The organism is Peredibacter sp. HCB2-198 (assembly GCF_045999315.1).
Classification (GTDB): Bacteria; Bdellovibrionota; Bacteriovoracia; order Bacteriovoracales; family Bacteriovoracaceae; genus Peredibacter.
Genome location: NZ_CP174607.1, coordinates 2547329 through 2568331 on the forward strand (window position 1 = coordinate 2547329; position 21003 = coordinate 2568331).

At 44.4% G+C, this 21003-nt stretch carries 8 protein-coding genes; 3 read left to right on the forward strand and 5 right to left on the reverse strand.

The genetic code is table 11. The annotated features are described in order from the left end of the window. The first annotated feature begins 21 nt into the window (after window positions 1-21). The gene (locus tag ACJVC5_RS12865) at window positions 22-2004 is read left to right on the forward strand and encodes a TonB-dependent receptor (protein WP_408095927.1); all 1983 of its coding nucleotides are present in this window, start codon (window positions 22-24) and stop codon (window positions 2002-2004) included. Here ACJVC5_RS12865 and ACJVC5_RS12870 read toward each other — a convergent pair. Beyond that, the gene (locus ACJVC5_RS12870) at window positions 2001-2471 is read right to left on the reverse strand and encodes a Fur family transcriptional regulator (protein ID WP_408095928.1); all 471 of its coding nucleotides are present in this window, start codon (window positions 2469-2471) and stop codon (window positions 2001-2003) included. The genes ACJVC5_RS12865 and ACJVC5_RS12870 overlap by 4 nt on opposite strands. A gap of 23 nt (window positions 2472-2494) precedes the next feature. On the opposite strand from ACJVC5_RS12870, the gene ACJVC5_RS12875 reads away from it, so the two are divergent. Continuing rightward, entirely contained in the window at window positions 2495-3553 is a 1059-nt protein-coding gene (locus ACJVC5_RS12875; RefSeq protein WP_408095929.1) for a cation:proton antiporter, read from the forward strand. On the opposite strand, the gene ACJVC5_RS12880 is transcribed toward ACJVC5_RS12875, so the two are convergent. After that, window positions 3521-13060 (reverse strand): Ig-like domain-containing protein, encoded by a 9540-nt coding sequence (locus ACJVC5_RS12880; protein WP_408095930.1) that lies wholly within the window; start codon window positions 13058-13060, stop codon window positions 3521-3523. The genes ACJVC5_RS12875 and ACJVC5_RS12880 overlap by 33 nt on opposite strands. Window positions 13061-13165: 105 nt before the next feature. After that, complete coding sequence (locus ACJVC5_RS12885) at window positions 13166-16123, reverse strand: hypothetical protein (protein ID WP_408095931.1); 2958 nt, start codon at window positions 16121-16123, stop codon at window positions 13166-13168. A gap of 156 nt (window positions 16124-16279) precedes the next feature. Here ACJVC5_RS12885 and ACJVC5_RS12890 point away from each other — a divergent pair, with 156 nt between their 5' ends. After that, the gene (locus ACJVC5_RS12890) at window positions 16280-17953 is read left to right on the forward strand and encodes an acyl-CoA dehydrogenase family protein (RefSeq protein WP_408095932.1); all 1674 of its coding nucleotides are present in this window, start codon (window positions 16280-16282) and stop codon (window positions 17951-17953) included. Between the two features lie 19 nt (window positions 17954-17972). Here ACJVC5_RS12890 and ACJVC5_RS12895 read toward each other — a convergent pair whose 3' ends face one another. Beyond that, window positions 17973-18911: a hypothetical protein gene (locus tag ACJVC5_RS12895; protein ID WP_408095933.1), complete on the reverse strand. Its 939-nt coding sequence runs from the start codon at window positions 18909-18911 to the stop codon at window positions 17973-17975. Window positions 18912-19135: 224 nt separating this feature from the next. Next, complete coding sequence (locus ACJVC5_RS12900; protein ID WP_408095934.1) at window positions 19136-20863, reverse strand: hypothetical protein; 1728 nt, start codon at window positions 20861-20863, stop codon at window positions 19136-19138. Window positions 20864-21003: the final 140 nt, after the last annotated feature.

A 21003-nucleotide genomic window follows, 5' to 3' on the forward strand; every position in this document is an offset into this window, starting at 1 on the left:
ACTTGCAAATTAGGGATACCGATGAAAGCCACCGTAATTTTACCACTCGCTCTTTATGCCTCTTACTCACTCGCTCATGAAACAAAACTTGAAGAAATTGAAGTTATCGAACATGAGGAGACCCAAGGTCTGGTTGATTTTGTCCCAAGTGTGACGAAACTCACGGGCCAGGAACTCACAAAAAAACGTCAGCCAAGTATTGGAGATACGCTTGCCTCTGAGGCGGGAATTCAAAGTACACAGTTTGGTCCGAACGCCAGCCGTCCTGTGATTCGTGGTCTTGATGGAGATCGCGTTCGTATTCTTCAAAATAGCTTAGGCACTCTTGATGCTTCAACTCAGAGTTTAGATCACGCCATTCCAGTGGACGTTCTGACCATTGATCAGATGGAAATTGTGCGCGGACCGATGAGTCTTCTTTATGGAGCTTCTGCGGTTGGTGGTGTGGTGAATCTTGTGACCAATCGTATTCACCGTGATTATGAAGAAGGTTTCTTCTCGAAGTTTCTTGTTCAAGGTGAAACGGTTAACAATGGTCTAAGTTCTGCTGCCCATTTGAACTACGGTAAAAATAAATGGATGTTCCACGTTGATGGTTCAACTAGAAATCTCGGTGACACAAGAATCCCGGGTTACGCTCGTTCAAGTAAACTTCGTCAAACTGATCCTCAACCGGATGAGGCGAAAGACAAACTTCCCAACAGCTTTAACCAACAAGACAACGTTGCAGTTGGTGTTTCAAAGATTTTTGATCGCGGATATGCCGGAGTTTCATTTAATCACTTCAATACTTTCTACGGTTCAGTAGCTGATCCGGAAGTCAGCATTGATATGACTCAAAATCGTTTTGAGTTCCATGGTGAATACCGTCCAGAGTCTTCTTCCATTCGTAAGATTAAGTTGAAGTCTGCTCAGTCTGATTATTTCCATAAAGAGCTTGAAGGTTCTGAGACAGGTACCATCTTCCGTAATAAAGGAAATGAGACTCGCTTAGAAGGAATCAACAAGTCTGGTAACATCAGAGGTGTTTCAGGAATTCAGACTCAAATTTTTGATTTTAGCGCAAAAGGTGAGGAGGCCTTCCTTCCGACTTCGGATAATAAAAAACTCTCTCTCTTCACTTTCCAGGAAATTGATTACGGGAAAAATGCCCTTCGTTTTGGTGCTCGTTTAGAGAACTCTGATATTAAAAAGAAGGCCTCGGATAATTTTGGGCCAAGTGATGAGAAGAGCTACCTCGGAATGAACGCTTCTCTCGGTCACTGTTATGATTTCTCAAAGAACAACACTCTTGAGACGTCTCTTTCCTATACTGAGAGAGCACCAAACTTCCAGGAGCTTTATGCTAATGGTGCCCACCTTGCGACAGGAATCTTTGAGCAAGGGGATTCTCAGTTAACTAAAGAGAAGGCAACTGCAGTAGAAGTGACTTATAAAAACCGTACAGACAAAAATCAATTTACGGCCAGTGTTTATACTCAAGTCTTTAAGAACTACATCGCTCTTAATCCAACCGGGGTAGTGGATGTAGATAGTGGTCTCTTTATCTCTCAATACGATCAAGTAGATGCTTTATTCTACGGTTTAGATTTAGATAATAAGAGCGAACTTAAAAAGACCGATAAGGGTGCCATTAATCTCATTGGTAAATTTGATTTCGTTCGCGCCAAAGACACTGATTCAGGGAAGAACCTTCCGCGTATTTCTCCTCCAAGAGTGACCGCGGGACTTGAGTACGCCACTGATAAATGGACGGTAGACGGAGAAGTTCAATACGTGGCCGAGCAAACCAAGACAGCTCCAAATGAAACCAGAACGGCCGACTACACTCTTACAAATATTGGCTACAGCTATAATATCGTAGGCAATCTTACGTCGCTTAATCTCTTCGCGCGTGTGAGAAACCTATTTGATGTTGAAGCACGCAATCATGTATCGACGCTGAAAGATATTGCTCCACTTCCAGGGCGCAATTTCATTGCAGGGGCACAGCTTCAGTTTTAATTCTTAGAACACTTCGAACAAACACCGGTGAATTCAAGCCGGTGTTCCATATCTTTGAAACCAAGCTTGGCGATGGCCTTTTCAAAAGGGCCCAGATCGCAGTGTTCGATGGACTGAATGTCACCGCAAACGCGGCAACGAACATGGTGGTGGTGATGGTGATGATGATCGTGGTGATCATGTCTGTCCTGAACCAATTCATAACGAAAGAAACCTTCGTCTAAATTCACTTCATGAACTAAATGCTTTTCTTTGTACTGAGTGATGCTACGGAAAACTGTCGATAGGTCACAGGCCTCATCCAATTTTCCATGAATTTCCGGAACAGACAGGGGCTTCTGCGATTCAGAAAGAACCTGCAGGATCTTGATCTTAACTTTGGTCCTATTGAGACCCTTCTCGGTCAATAGGTCCTTAGCGGCCGCTTCAGTTAAATGTTCATGTCCACAATTTTTTCCCATGGCCATACCTTAGCATTATAATAAGGGCTATGAAACAAATTCTTGGATCGACCCTGTTGCAACTCATTGTGGGGGCCATTTTGAAGGCCTTTGCTCCGGTATCCTGGGGACTTGAAGGAATGCTGAACTGGAGTACCTATACCGTGATTGGTTTATTCCTGATGGTGGGACTTCAGATTCACTTGAAGAAATTCGCCAAGGACCTGGGCCTGTGTATGATACTGGTGTTGGTGACGACACTGATTCCGATGGTGTTTTTTTATTACATGGGCCTCGGTTTTAATCTGGATCATCTGGGGTCACTTACGGTGGCAGTGGTTCTCACGACGACTGGTACCGGAGTAACGATTCAAACTCTTTTAAATCTCGGCATGCTTCATTCAAGAGCGGGACAATTTTTAACTCTCGTTTCTGCCTTGGATGATATTCCGGCCACGATGTTTATGGCCTACTTGTTGTTTCAGAACAAAACTGAAGTTGTTGCAGCAAGTTCAGGGATTGAGTTGTATCTCATCGCAGGTGCGGTCATCAGTTTTGGCCTTATCTATTTCGTGAAAAACCGGTGGGGACTTTCCATCTTATTTTTACTCTTCTCAATATGTGTGGCGAAGTTTTTAGAAGGGCATCATGTTTCGGCCGTGATGGGAGGATTGTTTTCGGGATTCTTATTGTCGCAGGTTTTAGGTGAGAGAGTGGATATTACGGAAGAACCTTTGGATAATATGCTAAAGCCACTTCTGCCTTTCTATATGATTTTTATCGGGATGAAACTTTCTCCGGAAATTCTTTTAAATTCACGTGCGCTCATCATGTCCCTATCACTGATTGTGGTGGCGGTGATTTCTAAGTATGTTTGTACTTACTACTTGATGAGAAAGAGGGAGGACCTTAGTCCAAAGGTCATCTCCTGGGGAATGGTTCCGCGAGGGATTCCGGGCTTTGCCTTTGCATCGGCCTCCGTTGCTGGAGGACTCATCTCTCAAGAGACTTTCACCATTCTCGTTTTAGTGGTTTCCGTTTCAACCTGGATCGGTCTACTCGGTTTAGAAATTACCCTAAGGGATAAAGTATTCCGCCACACCACCTAGACCGTTCTGCTCGAATGGGAAGATGATTGAACGGTTGGTTGGGTTGAAGTCCATCGAACGACCGCGACAGTTCAGGTTCGTCATACTCCAAGCAAGGTTACCCATGTCTGTTTGGGTCGTCAGATTGTAGCGACGGATTCTTCCAGAGTTACAGTAGTAGAAGTTCTCCACGCCATCGAGTTTCACATAGAGGAATGAATCATCAATATTGTTAGTAGTCGAACCAATCTTTTTAATCATGCCGGCATTTGTGAACTCATAGATATCTTTTTGAGTCCCACCGTTCACAATGGCCGTGATCCAACGAGCGTTCTCGTCGTCGTATTGCCACTTTAAGAACGTGTCCCAATAAGGCATTTCACAAGATGCGGCCGAAACTGCGGTCGTGGCATCACAGGTTCTGCGAATATTATCATCGGCCGGATAACCAAGCACACCGGCGATATGAGATTGTCTGTATCCATCAAGAGAGTCATAGGCCTTCATCATGAAATCTTCATAACGGTTCAAGGCCGAGTAATGGCGCATTCTTGAAATGATGAGTTGGTTATTACCAAAGCCGAGGATGAGACCACGGTTTAGATAGTTCGTGGTGGTCGTACCCCCAACATTGAGACCGAGTTCTCCGTCTGCAGAACTGTAATGTGTTCCACTGGTATTACCAATGATCTGCTCCCAGCGATTAGTCACACGATTGAGTTTTAGATAATAACCATATCCTGAACCGTGCTGATGCATGAAGATTTCACCAGTGGCCTTGTTACCCACAACATAGTTAGAGTCCGAAATACTTGTTGTGGTTGGATCAACTGTAGTAAGAGAAGTTCCGGAAGAGCCGTTACCCGCAAGGATGTTGATATTGCCCTCAATTGTGAACTCTTTAATAAAGTAACCACCAATATCGTTGGCGATAATTTTTCCGTTGTTGAGGCGGATAACATGGCCCACATCGGAGAATCGGGCATTGAGAGCATTGACACCATGACCGTAGGTAAGTCGTTGACCAAAGAGGGTCTTCACTTTTCCTTCATCATCAACAGTTCTGATCACACCCCGGTCTGTGAAATAGATCTTACCGGTCGAAGAAATAAAGAAGTTTTGCAGGTCCACCGCACAGGCCGTGGCAAGTGTTCCATCGGCACATTCACCACGTGTTCCGTTACCAATAATACGTGTATATGTTCCGTCAAAGTTAATGCTGCTCACGTATGTTCTGTTTGCCATGAGATAAACTTTTCCGTTCATCCCTGTATGGCTCATATAAGTGTAGGTACGGAGAGACTCATCTTTTGGAGCAATTGTTTCAAAAGTATTTGGATCAAAATAGGCACGTGAATAGCGATCATCTAATTGATCACATCCAGGATAACTTAAATCGTGATGGGTGGTGACTGTAACACCGGTTAATTGAGAGTTTGAAGGATCAAATTCAATACCTGGGTGTAGCATACGACACTTCGAAAGGTCTTGTGTCGGAACATAGAAGTCACCATTACCCGTGAAGTATTTTGAGATGATCTGTCCAGTACCGGCCTTGTAAATTCTGATTCTATATGTAGGAGTCGTATTTGGTTTGTATGGAAGTTCTGATTGGAAATAGATATCGCCATTAGGAGTTGCGAAGAAGACAGGCGAGTATTCCCAGCCTCCGGTCGTTCCGTGGGAATAAATGTTAAGGTCAGCTGGATTTGCCACAATATCAGTAGTAAGGGCACCACCACCAATAATGGTCTCAATGGTAGGAGTAGAAAGATTCAAATCCACGCGACGAATGCGGTCCCTGTCTAGAATAAGAAGGCGTCCCTGATAATCGAGAGTGATTTTCACGGCATACTTCAATGTGGCGTTGACGGCCGGACCACCATCACCTGAACTTACTCCCGTATTAGGAATAAAAATCTTCTGCTTACCATCGGCCTGGTCAATAGTGAGAATTCCGCGTTTATAATCCGCAAAGAAAAATTGTCCATCATCAGTTACGACCAAGGTTCCCGGGTCGCTTATATCACCTGCTCGACGAGTAAAGAACATGGCCGTTTGAGCTGATCCTCCAAGACCAGATTCAGAGTTACCTGCGATGATCTTAATCAGTCCTGCGTTCATAGGGTTTGAAATCAATTGATTTGATACATCCCCTGCATCAGTCACTTTCACGCGGATTTTGTATGAAGTATTGAGTGGCGAACCACCGACCCATTTGTAACATCCTTCATTGGCCCCGAGAGTAATTCCAGTACAACCATAGTTGGTGTTATTTAATCCTGAAGCAAACTGAGTGAAGTTAATTTCATCCGGTGTATAAGAAAGAGAAATGGCCCCGGCCGGAAGTGCAATATTATCTGTGGCCTTCCAACGGATATAAACGTCAGTACCAGCTGGAACTTCCGATTGAGCGCGAGTAGGCGGAATAGGAGAGTTTGGAATATTGGCCGCGGCCACGTCCCAAACAGTCGGTGGAATTCCTGGATCGTAAGAGTGATTGATCTTATCTACGGATTCAGTACCTGCACCAGCATTCGAGACGTTCGAAATGTTGTCGGCCTCATCTTTTACCCAAACAAAGATATCGTAGGTCTTAGGTGTCCAACCCATAAGGATTGAATAATTAGAAAGACTCAATGTTTGTGCCGGAACTTTTCCAATCACTGGACCATTCACAGCTATGAAACATGAATCATTGGCCGCAGGTTGAATTGAAAGATCTGATTTCACACAGACATGAGAAATATAAACATCCACGTTCTGTGAAGTGGCAGAGATATTCACAGGAATGTAACTTGAGCGCGATGGATCCGCAGCGGTCGTGGTGAAAGCACTTACAGTCGGAACATTAGTTTCACGAATCCATGTACCAACGACAGTTGTAGAGTTGAAAGGTGAAACAGTGAAAGTCTGCTTGAAGGTATAAGCACGAGTAGCGTCTGTGGCATTAGATGCCGTTGTCCATGACCAGTTCCCCGCAGTACAAGAGGCCGTGGTGGTTTGAGCACCGGTAATATCGATGGTGTAACCATTTTCACAAGTACCCGTGAAGGTCACGGTGTTCGTATTTGTTTTAAGTAGGGCCGTATTGATCTTTAAAGCAGGACCAGTCGTGTCGCGGGTCCAGTTGAAGACGATTTGGGCGGTGTTACCGGCCGAATCGTTTTGTTTAAAAGTATAAGAACGAAGGCCATCAGTTGAGACAGTAGGTGTGGTCCATGACCAGCTTGAGGCCGAACAAGAAATCGTGTCACTTGCCGCTCCGGTAATCACAATGGCGTTAGTGCCTTCGCAGGTTCCGGTAAAAGTGAGAGCGCTCAAGTTATTAGTAAGGGCCTTGGTTTGACCGGTACTGGCCGCAACTGGATTTGTGGTTGTAAAGTTCGGTGGAGTCGCATCTCGGGTCCAGGCAAGGGCCAGTGGAGGAGCGGAAACGTTTCCGGCCGCATCGGTTTGAACCAGGTTATAAGTGTATGTTCCGTCTACTGTTTTAGAGCCTGGGGTCCATGTCCAAGTTCCGCTTGTACAAGCAAAAGATGTGGTTTGAGCGCCTGTTACAGAGATGGTGTAGTTACCTTCACACGTACCGCCCCAGGTATTAGGCACATTGTTTTTCGTGAAGTCTGGCGAGTTACCAGTGGTCTTAGTGATAATTGGGGCGACTTCATCACGAATGAGATTTCGGCTTAGTGTGGTAACGTTTCCAACACCATCGGCCTGAGACACTGTAATGGTTTTGTTACCGTCTCCATCTGAGAAGTTTACTGTTTGTGAATAAGTACCGCTGGCACAGGTGATGCTGAAGTCGGCCTGAATACTTCCACTGAAAGTGATGCTTCTTCCAATTTCACAGTTACCAGTAATGGTGGCCTGTGTTTTGTGATAAGAGTTTACCGCCGGGGATGTGATAGTCAGTGGCGGTGGTGTCGAGTCAATGATGAAAGTTCCTGAAGTCACTGTTGCCGTATTACCGGCACGGTCCGTAAAGGTCACTCTAAACCGCGCACTTGCAGTTGTCACTGTAGGAACTGTCCAAGAACGAGTAAAGGCGGTGGCACTTAGGGAAGGGCCCGCAGTTGAAGGAGTCGTTCCAACGGTCGACCAAGTTGAACCATTAAAGGCCTCAACCGTAAAATTTAATGATGATGTGGTATAAGTTTCTGTGGCCGTCCAAGCAAGAGAATAAGTCGCTCCACCTTTTTGCGTCGGTGGAAGAGTTAAGCTCATGGTTGGAAGGACCGTATCATAATAGATCGTAAAGTCTCTTGAAGTGAGTGAAACGTTACCATAACTGTCTTTCGCCCAAACTTTTACCGTGTGAGCACCTTGAGTTGTTCCCATGGTGTAAGTAATGGCGTTGGCGGTAGTACTACAAGTCTGCCATCCGGCCGCACCAGCAGTTGGAGCAGCTCCTTCGTTAACAAAGAGTGACGGTGTATCAGTACAAGAAGTCGCGGTGAAAGTCACACCAGTGGCATTTGTATACTGAGGTGAAGTAAGAGTCAGAAGTGGAGCAGGTGCCGCTGTCTTATCGTTCACCGTAATAGTTACTGTGGCAGGAGTGAGCGCATTGGCGATGGTGTCATAGGCCACAAAAGTAAACGAGTCGGTGCCGTTGAAGTTAGCGTCTGAGATATAGTTACAAGTAAGATCAGTTCCGTAAACGCCAGTGGTGATACAGCCGGAAAGAGTTCCGTTCGCGGGGCCCGTTACAATTTTATAAGTCAGAGCACCACCATCAATATCAGTGGCCGGTGAAAGAGTAATGGCCAGGTTTGTATTATCGTTAGTGGTATAAGTCTGGTTGGCCGCCATGACCGGTGGATCGTTCACTGGAGTCACTGTGATGGTCACTGTCGCCGTATTAGAGTTGGCCGCACCGTCGTTCACGCGATAGGTGAAGGTATCAGTTCCATTAAAGTTTGCGTTCGGCGTATAAGTACAGGCACGGCTCGTTCCACCAGTACAAGTAATAGTTCCGTTTGTGGTATCGGTTAACTTCACGTAAGTAAGTGTGCTACCCTCAATGTCTGAACCCATGTTTAAGGTAATTGAGAGAGGAGTATCTTCTGGAGTCGAAACACTTTGAGTGGCGGCCACGGTTGGAGCATCGTTCACGGCCGCAATGTTAAAAGTCACTGTGGCGGTTGTGGTTGATTCTAAGAGTGAGTCATAGACCTTATAGGTGATAGTATCTGTACCAGTTGCGTTAGCGTTTGGTGTGTAATCACAAATTCTGTCGGTTGAATATGAACCTGTCACAATACAATTAGAAAGAGTCCCCTTAGTAGGTGCGGTAATCAGGATATAAGAAAGGGTCTGGGCCGGAACATCAATATCTGTACCCGCATTGATCGTGAATGAAGCAAGTGTGTCTTCAGTCACTGCCACAGATTGGTTAGCACCAGGAACTGGAGGATCGTTCACTGGATTTACTGTAATTGTCACGGTGGCCGTTGTTGAAGATAAGGCCCCGTCGCTCACGTTATAAGTAAATGTATCTGTTCCAGTGAAGTTGGCGTTTGGTGTGTAAGTACAAGCGCGACTAGTTCCACCAGTACAGGTAAGCGTCCCGTTGGCCGGGTTTGTGAGCTTCACATAGGTGAGGGTGCTGCCTTCAATGTCTGATCCAGCGTTAAGGGTGATATTCAGGGCCGTGTCTTCATTAGTTGAAACACTTTGAGTGGCGGCCAGAGTAGGAGCATCGTTCACCGGAGTAATGTTGATCGTGATTGTTGCAAGTCCAGTTGAATCCACCAGACCGTCATTCGCGCGATAAGTGAAAGTATCAGTGCCCGTTGCGTTTAAGTTTGGTGTATATGTACAGTTTCGAACTGTTCCATAAGCTGCATCCGTAATACAACCTGACAGAGTTCCCTTGGTTGGATTCGAGATGATTTTATAACCTAATGTTTGGGCCGGAACATCTACGTCTGTTGCAGTGTTGATAGTAAAGTTGACTGCGGTATCTTCATTGGTCGTAATTGTTTGATTCGCCCCAATCACTGGAGGGTCGTTATCTCCCGCCACTGTGATGGTCACTGTCGCAACAGTTGAGTCAAGAGAGCCGTCATTTACTTTATAGGTAAAAGTCGTATTCCCATCAAAGTTTAAGTCCGGAGTAAATGTACAAGCAGTGCTTGTGCCACCGGTACAAGTAAGAGTTCCGTTGGCCGGTGTGCTGACAATAGTATAGCTTAATGAACTTCCTTCAACATCCACTCCTGGATTGAGATTAAAGTTCAGAACAGTATCTTCTGGAGTCGAAACACTTTGAGTGGCCGCAAGTGTTGGAGCATCGTTTACCGGAGCGATATTGATCGTGATTGTTCCATTAGTCAGGGAGTCTGTGACTGAATCATAGACCTTATAAGTAAAGCTATCGGCCCCTGTGGCATTTAAGGTTGGAGTATAAGTACAAGAAAGATCCGTTCCATAACTTCCGGCCGTAATACAATTTGAAAGAGCACCCTTCGTTGGAGAGGTCACGATTTTGTAAGAAAGGGACTGGGCCGGAACATCAATATCTGAACCTGAATTAATAGTGAAATTCAGAACAGTATCTTCGTTAGTGGCCAAGGTCTGATTGGCACCCGGAACAGGAGGATCGTTTACTGGGTTTACCGTAATGGTAACAGTTTCCGGAGCTGATGAAAGAGAAGCATCACTTACTTTATAAGTGAAAGAATCAGGGCCATTGTAATTTAGGGCCGGAGTATAAGTACAAGAGGTGGTCGTTCCCACACAGGAAATGGTTCCGTGGGCCGGAGAATCAACCACACTGTAAGTAAGCGTATCGTTTTCAGTATCTGAACCGGCCTGAAGATTAAAAGTAAGGGCCGTGTCTTCATTGGTGCTGATATTTTGTGGTCCTGCCAGAGTGGGAGCATCATTCATCGCAAGAACGCTGATATTCACAGTTCCAATATTAGAATCAGCGGTACCGTCATTAGACTTAATGGTGAAAGAATCATTCCCCGCATAGTTGGCGTTGGGCGTATAAGTACAAACGTAATCTGAAGTCACTGTCTGACAACTAGAAATAGTTCCGTGAAGAGGTGCGCTTACTACTGAATAAGTAAGAAAGTCGCTATCAAAATCACTGATTGGACCAAAGTTAATTTGAACAGCATTGTCTTCAAGGGTCGTTTTGGTTTGAGTCGCTGTTACAACTGGAGGATTATTAGTTGATTGAACTGTAAGTGGAGTTGAGAATGAGTCATTGTTACAGGTAATCGTGGCGGTGGCGGTTCTGGTTCCCTTTAAAGCAGGCTTGGCCTTAAGACCAACTGTACAACCAGTGCTGCCAATGGTTTTACCATTACAATTATCATATGTGATTTCAAATTCTGAAGCGTTGGTTCCAACTAGAGTCACCGGGCCGCAAAGTTTGGTATTAACTGCGCCCGTGTTGGTGAACTCTAAAGTGAATTCATTACTAATAGACTTATTTAAGACTTGCCCGAAATCCACATTCAGAGGATCAGATCCGAGAATCGGTCTTTGAATTTCAAAGGCGGGAGACTCCACCACTGTCTGGTGGCCCAAAGTGTCCGTGTAGGTAATTTTTAACTTTGCCGCACTCGTATTAATATTAGGAATATGGAAATTGGTCGTAAACTCAGTTCCATCATGAGGTCCATTTGTGACTGGGACTGATGGAAGATTGGCCCAGGTTGAACCATCGAAAAACTGCACATTAAAGAACTGAGAGCTTGCTGAGTTTCTTTCTGTTAACTTCCATTTGAAATCTGTGTCCTCATCTGAAATGAATCCGAGCTGCATGTCTACAAATTCAATGGCAGGTGCGGTGGTATCAAGTTCCACTGTCAGTGTGCTTGGAACAGGAGAAACACGATCAGCGGCGTCCTTACTCCAAAGTTTGAGAGTGATGATACCATCACCAGGTGCTGCAAGAGTGTGATTCACCAATTGAACCGGGCCACTTTGACAAGTAAGGGTGAAGTCGCTGTCACTTGGAACTTCATCATTTTCTGTTAGGGCGAGGGTGCTGAACGTTTCACAAGCAGAATAAACGCCGTCAATGAGGGATCCAGTCGTCATATCCACAACAAGAGAACGAGTATCTGTAGGGTTGGTTGAAGCTGAATTCAGGGCCAGCATAGGAGAAAGTGTTGGGCGACCATCGGCCACTGAAACATTAAACTTTACTTCGTGATAAAGCATTGAACGATCAACTAGATCATCAGAAGAGTTTTTGGCCCCAATGATCAGTGTAATCTCTTGATTGGAGCGGCTGTTCGCGCTTGGAGTATAGGTCCAATTGGGTGACGTTGAAAAAACTTCGCCATCCACCTGCCATTCATAGGCGATGGTATAACCGGAACTCCAGTGGAAGGCCTTAACGTCGAAATTGGCCGGTGCCATTTCAGTCAGGCTTGAAACTAATGTGATGTCGTTAACATCAGGGGCCGCCTCGGTCAATTCATTGACCGCGCCACCTTGGAAAGTCGATTGGAAATCGGATTTTAACGAGTTCTCATTTATGATGATATCGTAGACACGTTGAAAATCATCGGCCGGAAGTGAGCGTTTAGCAATCTCTTCATAGAGACTTTGAATTGAGTCTCCGGTTGTGGTGGAAAGGGCCCCAGCAATTCTAGTATTCACAACTTTTGAAACCAGAGTTGTGGTTTGATCTAGGTTTTGATCTTTATAAAAGCTCGAGATAATTCTTTGATAGTTAATTTCACACCCTCGGGTCTCCAGCATATAACGATTAGGAGTTTTAAGGTCGAGCTTCAGATCAATCGGATCAAAATCAAAGAGAGTTGAATCACTTAAGTTTGATTCTTTAAGCGGTCTGTCTCTTAAAACAGACATATCTGTAAGATCCAGGAGGAGAACTCGAGGATTGGTACATGCATTAGCATAGGCCTCATCAATAAGAGCAAGAGGCGAGCGGTAAGCGATGATTCCCACCAGTGGAATCACTTTACCTTTTAGATATGGTGAAACAGTTTTTGGAATATCACCCGCTGTTTCAGTAGTGGTGTTGCCAGAATTCGAATTCGTATTCTTAGGGGCAGAAGGATAACCCACATTAGAAAAAGACATTCCAGGAAGACCAGTTCCGGCCGAAGTGTTACTCGTTGTTGTTTTACTTTCGCTTCGACTTCTTAGTGAAGAAGAAGGTGAAGAAGAAGTTGGGTAAGAAGGAGCTCTCGTTGATTCACTGATGGTGACTCCGCTTCTCATATCTTTAGCGGCGATTTCAGTATCATCTTTCTCTTCTTTATCTACGACCGTTCGATTGTTGCGTTCAATGGTTGGAGCGCTCGAACGAGGAAGTGCTTTCTTTGCTTTAATTTCTGCTTCACGTTTTCTAGCAGCGGGACTGCGATAGGTTTTGATGGTTTGGCCCGCAACTTTGAGTGAGTACTCGTACTCAACCTCATCGTTTGAAACGGAGATGGGTTTTGCGCGATTTAAAAATAAATATCCACCAGTGCCGATGATGGCAATTAAGGTGCCCGGTATAAGATATTGTTTCAACACGCTCATGATTAGTTAAATCGGTTTTTATTAGAAGAATCTTTAAATATGAGCGGCCTTAAAACAATTGGGAAAAAACTTCAGCATTTCAAGAGCTTATGTTTAGTTAAAGATTTACTTCGTTTTTTGGGCCTGAATTCCCAAAATCATCTTTAAAGCCGAATAGGAATAGGCCCTGCGAGCCTTTAGATAGTCATGTTCAAGCTTACCAAATTGGTCCGATCGGATATTTTGATGGGCAATTTTCTTATCTAAAATTTGTTTGGCCTCAGGGGACATGGCCGAATATTCAACCTTCATTTCTTTTTCTATTTCAACGCCATTTTGTAGGACCTTGAATTTTAAAATGAAACCTTGGTCTTTTAATTTTTGAAGTGTGCTCACATCAGTTTCATGTTTATTCACAAAACTAATAATTTCTTGATTGATCTCCTGACTGTCGGTCTGTTGATCCGCTGAGTGTATGCTGTTCGTTTCAACAATAATGTCTCCACGTGAGCTCTCTCTTGGAGTCGAGGCCACGGCCTGAGAAGTGTTTCTTCCTGCTGAAGAAGTACTGGCAACTGCACGACCAGCACTGACCCCGCCAGTTGATGATGTGTGAGATGGAGTGGAATCACTAAAGCGTGACCCATTATAGACTCCCTCCGTGCCACCTGTATTGTATGTTCCAGTTGTGCTACCGCGAGAGTAATCTCTAAGATCTTCTTCCGTTTCAGCAGTGGTTGCGACTGATGAGGTGGTAGGTGCTGATTTATTCTTCAGGGCCTCCTGGTATTGTTTTTCCAAGGCCTGATAACTTTCTTCCAGGGACTTAAGCTTCGAGCGATCGTTCTCTCGCATGAGGTTTATGATCTTTTCATTGTCTTGTGCGAGCTCATCTTTTAAGCGAAGAAGTTCTTTAACGTCTTCGTCCTGAGCATTAGAAAGGAGCTTATCAACGGTCTTCTCATTTTCTTTATCAGAAAGATAATCTTTGAGCTGACTGCGCATGGTTTTTGATTCACTCGTGGCAAGTGGAGTGGCCACCGCTAACGGTACAACACTTGAAGCAGAAGCGAAGGACTCTGGAATCCTTGGTGTTTCGCTCGGAGTAGAAACGGCCTCGGCGATATTTTTGGAAAAATGATTTATCTCGGGAGTGGCCCCGGGTTTTGTTTGCTGAGGAATCGTAAAGTTTTCCCGGCGAGAAATCTCGCTGGCAATTTCAGGGGCAGACTCACGCTTCTCTCTTGAGAAACTAGTCAGGGCCGAAACAATTTCGCTCACTTGTCCACGACCATTATTACCGTTAAGAGCACGATAGGCCCCGCTAAACCCGTTGTCCTGCTGAGAAATAGGATTGAGTTTACGGTTAAAGTAATCGGAGCGATTGAGCCAGTCATTAAAGCCGAAGGAGAGCTTATTAAAAATCCCTTTCGGTTGGGAATCTGGCATCTGACATAATAAAAGATCTTTCAATGGGAGATTTGACTTACCAATGATTTGAGTCATGAGTTTATTGATATCATCTCTCTTAACTCGTTTAACGTGATCTTCATCTGGAGTGCAGACCGCTTGGGCAAGATTCTGACGAAGCTTTTCACAGCGAGTAGAGAAGTGCTTATTCAAAAGTTTTGGATCATGTTCAAGCAGATCAATGAAATTCGTCCTCTTGTTGTCGTAAGAGTTTTGGCGTTTCACAAGGAGTTCATTAAATAAGTTTCGGTCAGTAAGGAGGGCCTTGAGTCCTGGGTGAGCACCTACGGCAATTTTATATGTATTTCGAATGAAGTCTGGATAGTCATCTGTGGTGTCGGTTTTAAGTGTTCCTTGAAGCCTTTTATAAAGAGGTTGATTTTTATTCTCACTAATTAATTGCTGCAGGAGATTCTGAACATCGGGAGAGTATTCTTCGTTCATGATTCTGCTTAAAGCATGGCCCGGGTTCAGACCTTCTTTTAGATTCGATTCGAATTGAGTTTTAAGTGTTGGATGATTTAAAACACCATTTAGAAGAGTGTTCATAAAACCAATCTCAGGGGCCTTTTTAGAAGCTCCATTTCGAATCATATCGTACTCTGTACGGGTGAACATTCTTTGAGGTCCAACGTCCATAGATTTTTTGTCGGGAGTGATGTTCAGGATGAACTCATCAATTCTTTTAATTTTTCCATCGAGAGTTGGATCACTCATATCATCACCAAAGGAACTTAAGAGGTCCTTGGTTCTTTTCTCATAGATCTCTTTAGGAACCTTATTGGCCGCGCATTCTGTTTCGATGACGGATTGAAAGGCCCGTGCATTATTACATTGAAGATTCGAGGCCTCTTCAGGAGAAGTGCCAAGGGCCTTTACCTTATTTGTAAGATAGTATCTAACGTCCTCCATATTTGAAGCATAGGAGTTTAGAAATTTTTTACCAACGGCATTGAAGATAAGACCGTTGATACGATTTCTTTCTTTTTGCATCTCCTGAGAGAAGACCCCTTGGCCCATGAACTTGTAGTCTTGTTTTACTTTTTGCTCAAGACATTTACAGTCACTTTCTCCATAGACAGGAGCAGAGGCCATAAGAACACTTCTTCCACCAATGATAGGATGATTGAGGATATCAGAGATTGATTCGAGTGACATAATCTGAGGGATGTTTGCCAAGTTACATTCATTGTACTTGCTCAAGAAGTCTTTGCTCTGACACTGATCGAGTTCTTTACTGCTGATGATCGTTTCTGTCGGGACATGCTCGCTCATGCTACCAGGGGCCACCTGGGTGTAGACTTTCTCTACGGCCATTTCTTCTTTACTGGTGTCCACCTTATCGAGCTTCGCCGTTTCGCTTTCACAATATTTTTTCGCCTCAATCGGATTATGGATACGAATGTTCGTATCCATACAGATGAAAGTCAGTGATGAGCCAGCGTACTTGGGAAAGTCCGCGGCCATATAAAAACACTGCTCATATTGATCATCTTTCTGCTGAGTTTTTAATGTCTCAATGACCTTGTCGCAGAAGGGATTAGTGAGGAAAGGAAGAGCATAGGTCGTATTCCAGACCATAAGACTCAATAATGTCATTCCAAGTATTTTCATACCATTCCTCGAGGTAACCTTTCGTCGGAAACGCAAGAATTCTTAAGGAATATTCCAGAAGGGAGTGTATTAACTTCCTTTTAACAATCTTTGAAAAGCTAGTGAATTTTTTAAAAGAGGTCCATAATAAGAGCATACTTTTTTGGCGAGGTTAAAATGGATTTTTACCAAGTTCCACCGAGTATCGGAAATCAATATTCTGAAGACCATGTTCTTCAGGCCATTCTAAAAAGACAGCTTCCAGAAAAAGTCTTCAAAGAAATCGAACCAGAATTAAAAAGGTTTGGTGAAAGAGTCATAACGGAACTGGAGCCTCTAGCTCAGGAAGCTGAGGCCAATCCTCCCGTGCATGTGCCCTACGATCCATGGGGAAAAAGAATTGATCATATTAAAGTCACGAAGGCCTGGGACCGCTTACATGAAATTGCGTCGGAAGAAGGAATCGTTGCCACTGGTTATGAAAGAAAAAATGGAGAGTACTCACGTCTCCATCAATTTGCAAAATTATATCTTTATCACCCTTCATCGGCGATTTACTCTTGTCCACTTGCCATGACTGATGGAGCGGCGAGAGTGATTGAGCTTTATGGCTCTCCGGAAATGAAGAAGAAGGCCTATGTTAATTTGCTTTCGCGAGATCCGAAAACTTTCTGGACGTCGGGCCAATGGATGACAGAGCGAACCGGTGGTTCTGATGTAAGTGGGACTTCGACTGTTGCTAAGAAAGTGGGAGATCATTACGAGCTTCATGGTGTGAAATGGTTTACTTCGGCAACCACCTCTCAGATGGCGATGACTCTTGCTCGCATTGAAGGTGAAGAGAAACTCAGTATGTTCTACGTTGAGCTAAGAAATGCTCAGGGTGAACTCCAGAACATTCGTATTAACCGTTTAAAAGATAAATTAGGCACGAAGGCACTTCCAACGGCCGAGTTGACTTTGGATGGAACACCAGCGCTCTTAGTGGGGGAGCCTGGTAAAGGTGTCAAAACTATTGCGACCTTATTTAATATTACACGTCTCTACAATGCCTGCTGTTCGGTAGGGTATATGCACCGAGGAATTTCTCTTTCGTTAGACTATGCCAAGAAGAGAAAGGCCTTTGGCAAAATGATTATTGATCATGGTTTACACTTAGAGACCATGGCCGATTTACAAGTTCGTTTTGAGGCCTGTCTGCAAATGACTTTCCATGCGGCGGTGCTGTTAGGAAAAGAAGAAATGGGCAAGACCACTGAGATTGAAAGTGGAACACTTCGTCTTCTTATTCCTTTGGTGAAGTTATTTACGGCCAAGGAAGGTGTGGCCATTTCCAGTGAAGTGATCGAGTCATTTGGTGGAGCAGGTTATGTTGAAGACACAGGTCTTCCACAACTTTTAAGAAATGCTCAGGTGCTTTCTATCTGGGAAGGAACAACCAATGTCCTCTCTCTTGATGCTCTTCGAGCGATAAAAAAAGAAAATGCAGCACCGGCCTTCTTAAAAGATATTGAACTTCGTCTTGGAAATGTGAAACATCCGGAGCTTCAAGGCATGAAAGAAAAAGTCATGAAGGCCTTGGGTCATATCCAAAAAGTGTTCGCCGACGCCTCCAAGCTCACTGAGGAAGATTTGAATACCAAGGCCCGTTCTCTGGCCATGGGACTTTCTCGCACCTATAACGCTTCACTGATGATAGAACACGCGGAGTGGGGACTTAAAAACAATGATCAGTCTGGGTTTGTTTCTGCCAAGAGATGGATGGAGCAAGAACTTGTTCATCTAGAGATTGCAGGAGAAGAGCGCAGAAAAGAATCTCAAACAATTCTAAGAACAGGGACAGTGCAGTAGCACTGCCCCTGATTTCAAATTAAGGAGCTGGTGAACCGGCCGTTGTTCCAGTCGTACCGCCTGTCGTTCCGCCAGTTGTACCACCTGTTGTTCCGCCAGTCGTGCCACCTGTAGTTCCGCCAGTCGTACCACCTGTAGTACCACCAGTTGTGCCACCTGTAGTGCCACCAGTTGTACCACCTGTAGTGCCACCAGTTGTACCACCTGTAGTTCCGCCAGTTGTGCCACCGGTAGTTCCACCAGTTGTACCACCTGTTGTTCCACCATCAGCAACACGCTCAATCACACCGCAGGCAATTGGGAATGAAGTATTGACCGGTAGATTATCAGCAGAGGCAACTGTTGAAGGAAGAGGGATAGCGCGTGGAACACCGTGTACGATGACCACTTTCCCTTCTAGATTTAGCTCTGAATCGGCCGGTAACTTCGTGATGATATCATCAGTCGTTGTATCAGGAAGTCTTAGGTCCGCTAACATCTGAGAGTATGAGGTCGTCTCATTATAGTTATAGCTTGAGCCTGATGGGAAGTTAGGGAATCCACCTGCTTGAGATGAAAGATCTGAATCAAGTGGAACTAGCACAGGGCCCGTAACCGCAAAGGCCTCAGGTGCATCAATGAATGTATCAGAGTTTGCATCGGCCGCGGCCGTCGGACATGCTGAACCGGTAGTGATGAATTGATAGTGAGTGCCGGCCGGCGCACCATTCATATCAATTGTTGCAGAAAGTTCATCACCCGCGATAGTGAAATCAGCGGTACCAGCGATTGTTCCCGCAATCGTTGCGTTTACGGGAGTAAGCACGGCACGATAACTTCCTTCCTGTTGCTGCTGTTGCTGTTGTTGTGAATCTGAGCTGCTATCGTCATCATCACTTCCGCAAGCGGCAACGAAAGTAAGCATACAGGTACCTAGTACTAGAGGCGTGATTTTTTCCAGCTTGGATTTTCTTTTCATGGAGAACTCCTTTTCATTAAAAATGTGCTCCGGCACAAATTGACGGATCAATAAAAAGCAAGTTCAAGGCCAAGCATAAGTGTCTGGAAATTTGTATAATGCAATTTATCGGTTATATCTGCGACTGTGGCAGAGCAGGCCATCATTAGAGGGAAAAATTGGATAATGGAGTGGAGAGAAAAAGTCGGGCTGCAAGGTGTTTCTTGCGGCCCGAAGAGGTGAAATTATTTTTCTAAGGCGTACTTACTAAGAATCAATTCTGATTCTGTACCATCTGGTAATAGAAGCTTGTAACCAATGATGGATTGTCCATCTCGCTCCGGAAGACCTTTGATCTTTGCGGGGATAGTATAGAGAGTCAATTTATCAATAGAAGGCACTCCTAAAACGGCCACTAGTAATTTACGCTTTAATTCAACTTCAATCGCCTTACCATTAAACTGCTCACCATTAAAAACAAGGTCCACGTCATTCTCTGAAACATTCTTCACCTTGTAGGCCATAGTCAGCTGGCCTTTGTTATCAATCAGCTGTGAGAAGTTTTCAAGTTTTGCTTTAAAATCTTTTTCTAAAGACATGGTCTGAGTTGCCATTAGAGCAAGTTTAGAAACCTCTTTGATCTCGTTAGAGTCTTTAATGAGTTTTCCATCGAGCGTATAAAAACCAAGTTTATTTCCACGTTCAGCATCCAGGGCGATCCAGTATGGAGTTGTCAGTTTGTCGTTTTCTTCGGCCGCCAGAATGGCCACTTGTTTGTCCGAGATTTTTTCTATTTTAAGCAGACTAAAACTCGTTTCATGAACTCTTGGAACTCCATAGGTCTTTGCCACTTTTTCCGGCAAAGTCTCTTTCACATTAAAGCCAATGTAGGCCTTAGAAGGAGAAGATTTTTTCAAGAAATTTGTATTGTCGATTTTAATCGCCTTACCCGCAAGGGCATATTCCCATTTCGCTTGTGCAAGTGCCATCGAACTTGAGTCAAGGACTGTCGCTGCTCGAGCAAGCATTCTCTCCTTAAAGTCGTGAACGGCGTGATAAGGATTTTTATTCAAGTCAAGAACTGCATCAATCACAAGACGATCGAATTCTTCTTTGTCTTGAGTCAGCTTTCTGGTTTCCCATAAAGCATAAGAGACGCGTTCTCCTAGTTCATGGACCTCGAGAAGAGGCTCATAAACTTTTGGCTTTTTATTACTGGCCACCATGCTTGAAGCATCACGAATGGCCTTACCTTGCAGCATCACCATACCGATTTTTGGATTATCCAAGAAGACATGGGCGATATAGTCAGCAAATCCTTCGTTAAGACCAGTGATTTCGTCGTTCACAGCATTTGGATATAAATGTTGGAACAAGTAGTGAGAGGCCTCGTGGGCGATAACCGAGGGGTCGAAACCGCTTCGGTTGATTTTCCCTGCCATGAGCTTAAATAAAAGGTTCTTATTGGCCGGCAAGAATGAAAGCGTTGTGTCCCCGGGCATAAAGAAAGCATTGTTTGTGAGCTTTCTGCCATCATCTTGCATATCTCTGTTTGTCATAACACGAAGATATTTATCCAGTCGGAAGTTCAACTTAGATTCAACAAAGTTAAAATAACGATTTAGCCAGAAGTAAACGTTTGCTTGTTCAACTGCGTTCCAGTCATCTTTATTGGAGATTTCCCCGTTCTTGAGCTTGATGGAATCTTTGTTATTACAGTCCTGATAACAAACGACGAACAAGTTTTCTTGTAGGAAGTTTTTAGGAAAGGTCTTTGAGTAGGAATCAGTTGGGTTACTGACAGATTCTAGGCCCATAAGGGCGGCGGGAACCTGATCGGCCTTGGCCTTGACCCAAACTTGTGCTTGTTCGGCCTCAGCGTACTTGCTCACGACCGGAAGGTCGAGGGCCGAAGCAGCCTGGGAAAGAGTAATAAGAACTACTAGGGGTAATAATTTTTTTGTCTTTTTCATAGTCCGGATTATTCACCCGATCTTGAGTTTTCGTTAGTATGGTTGAACTTCTTTCAATAAGGTGTCAAAAGTTTAGACACTGGAAAATTTCACATGTTTTGGCCTTTTTAAATCATTGCTTAACAAACTTTTGCCATAAT

Excerpts from the sequence above, each read along its gene's own strand:
- ACJVC5_RS12880 (WP_408095930.1), bottom strand. The coding sequence starts at position 13,060 with ATGAGCGTGTTGAAACAATATCTTATACCGGGCACCTTAATTGCCATC.
- ACJVC5_RS12865 (WP_408095927.1), top strand. The coding sequence starts at position 22 with ATGAAAGCCACCGTAATTTTACCACTCGCTCTTTATGCCTCTTACTCA.
- ACJVC5_RS12895 (WP_408095933.1), bottom strand. The coding sequence starts at position 18,911 with ATGAAAAGAAAATCCAAGCTGGAAAAAATCACGCCTCTAGTACTAGGT.
- ACJVC5_RS12870 (WP_408095928.1), bottom strand. The coding sequence starts at position 2,471 with ATGGCCATGGGAAAAAATTGTGGACATGAACATTTAACTGAAGCGGCC.
- ACJVC5_RS12875 (WP_408095929.1), top strand. The coding sequence starts at position 2,495 with ATGAAACAAATTCTTGGATCGACCCTGTTGCAACTCATTGTGGGGGCC.
- ACJVC5_RS12890 (WP_408095932.1), top strand. The coding sequence starts at position 16,280 with ATGGATTTTTACCAAGTTCCACCGAGTATCGGAAATCAATATTCTGAA.
- ACJVC5_RS12900 (WP_408095934.1), bottom strand. The coding sequence starts at position 20,863 with ATGAAAAAGACAAAAAAATTATTACCCCTAGTAGTTCTTATTACTCTT.
- ACJVC5_RS12885 (WP_408095931.1), bottom strand. The coding sequence starts at position 16,123 with ATGAAAATACTTGGAATGACATTATTGAGTCTTATGGTCTGGAATACG.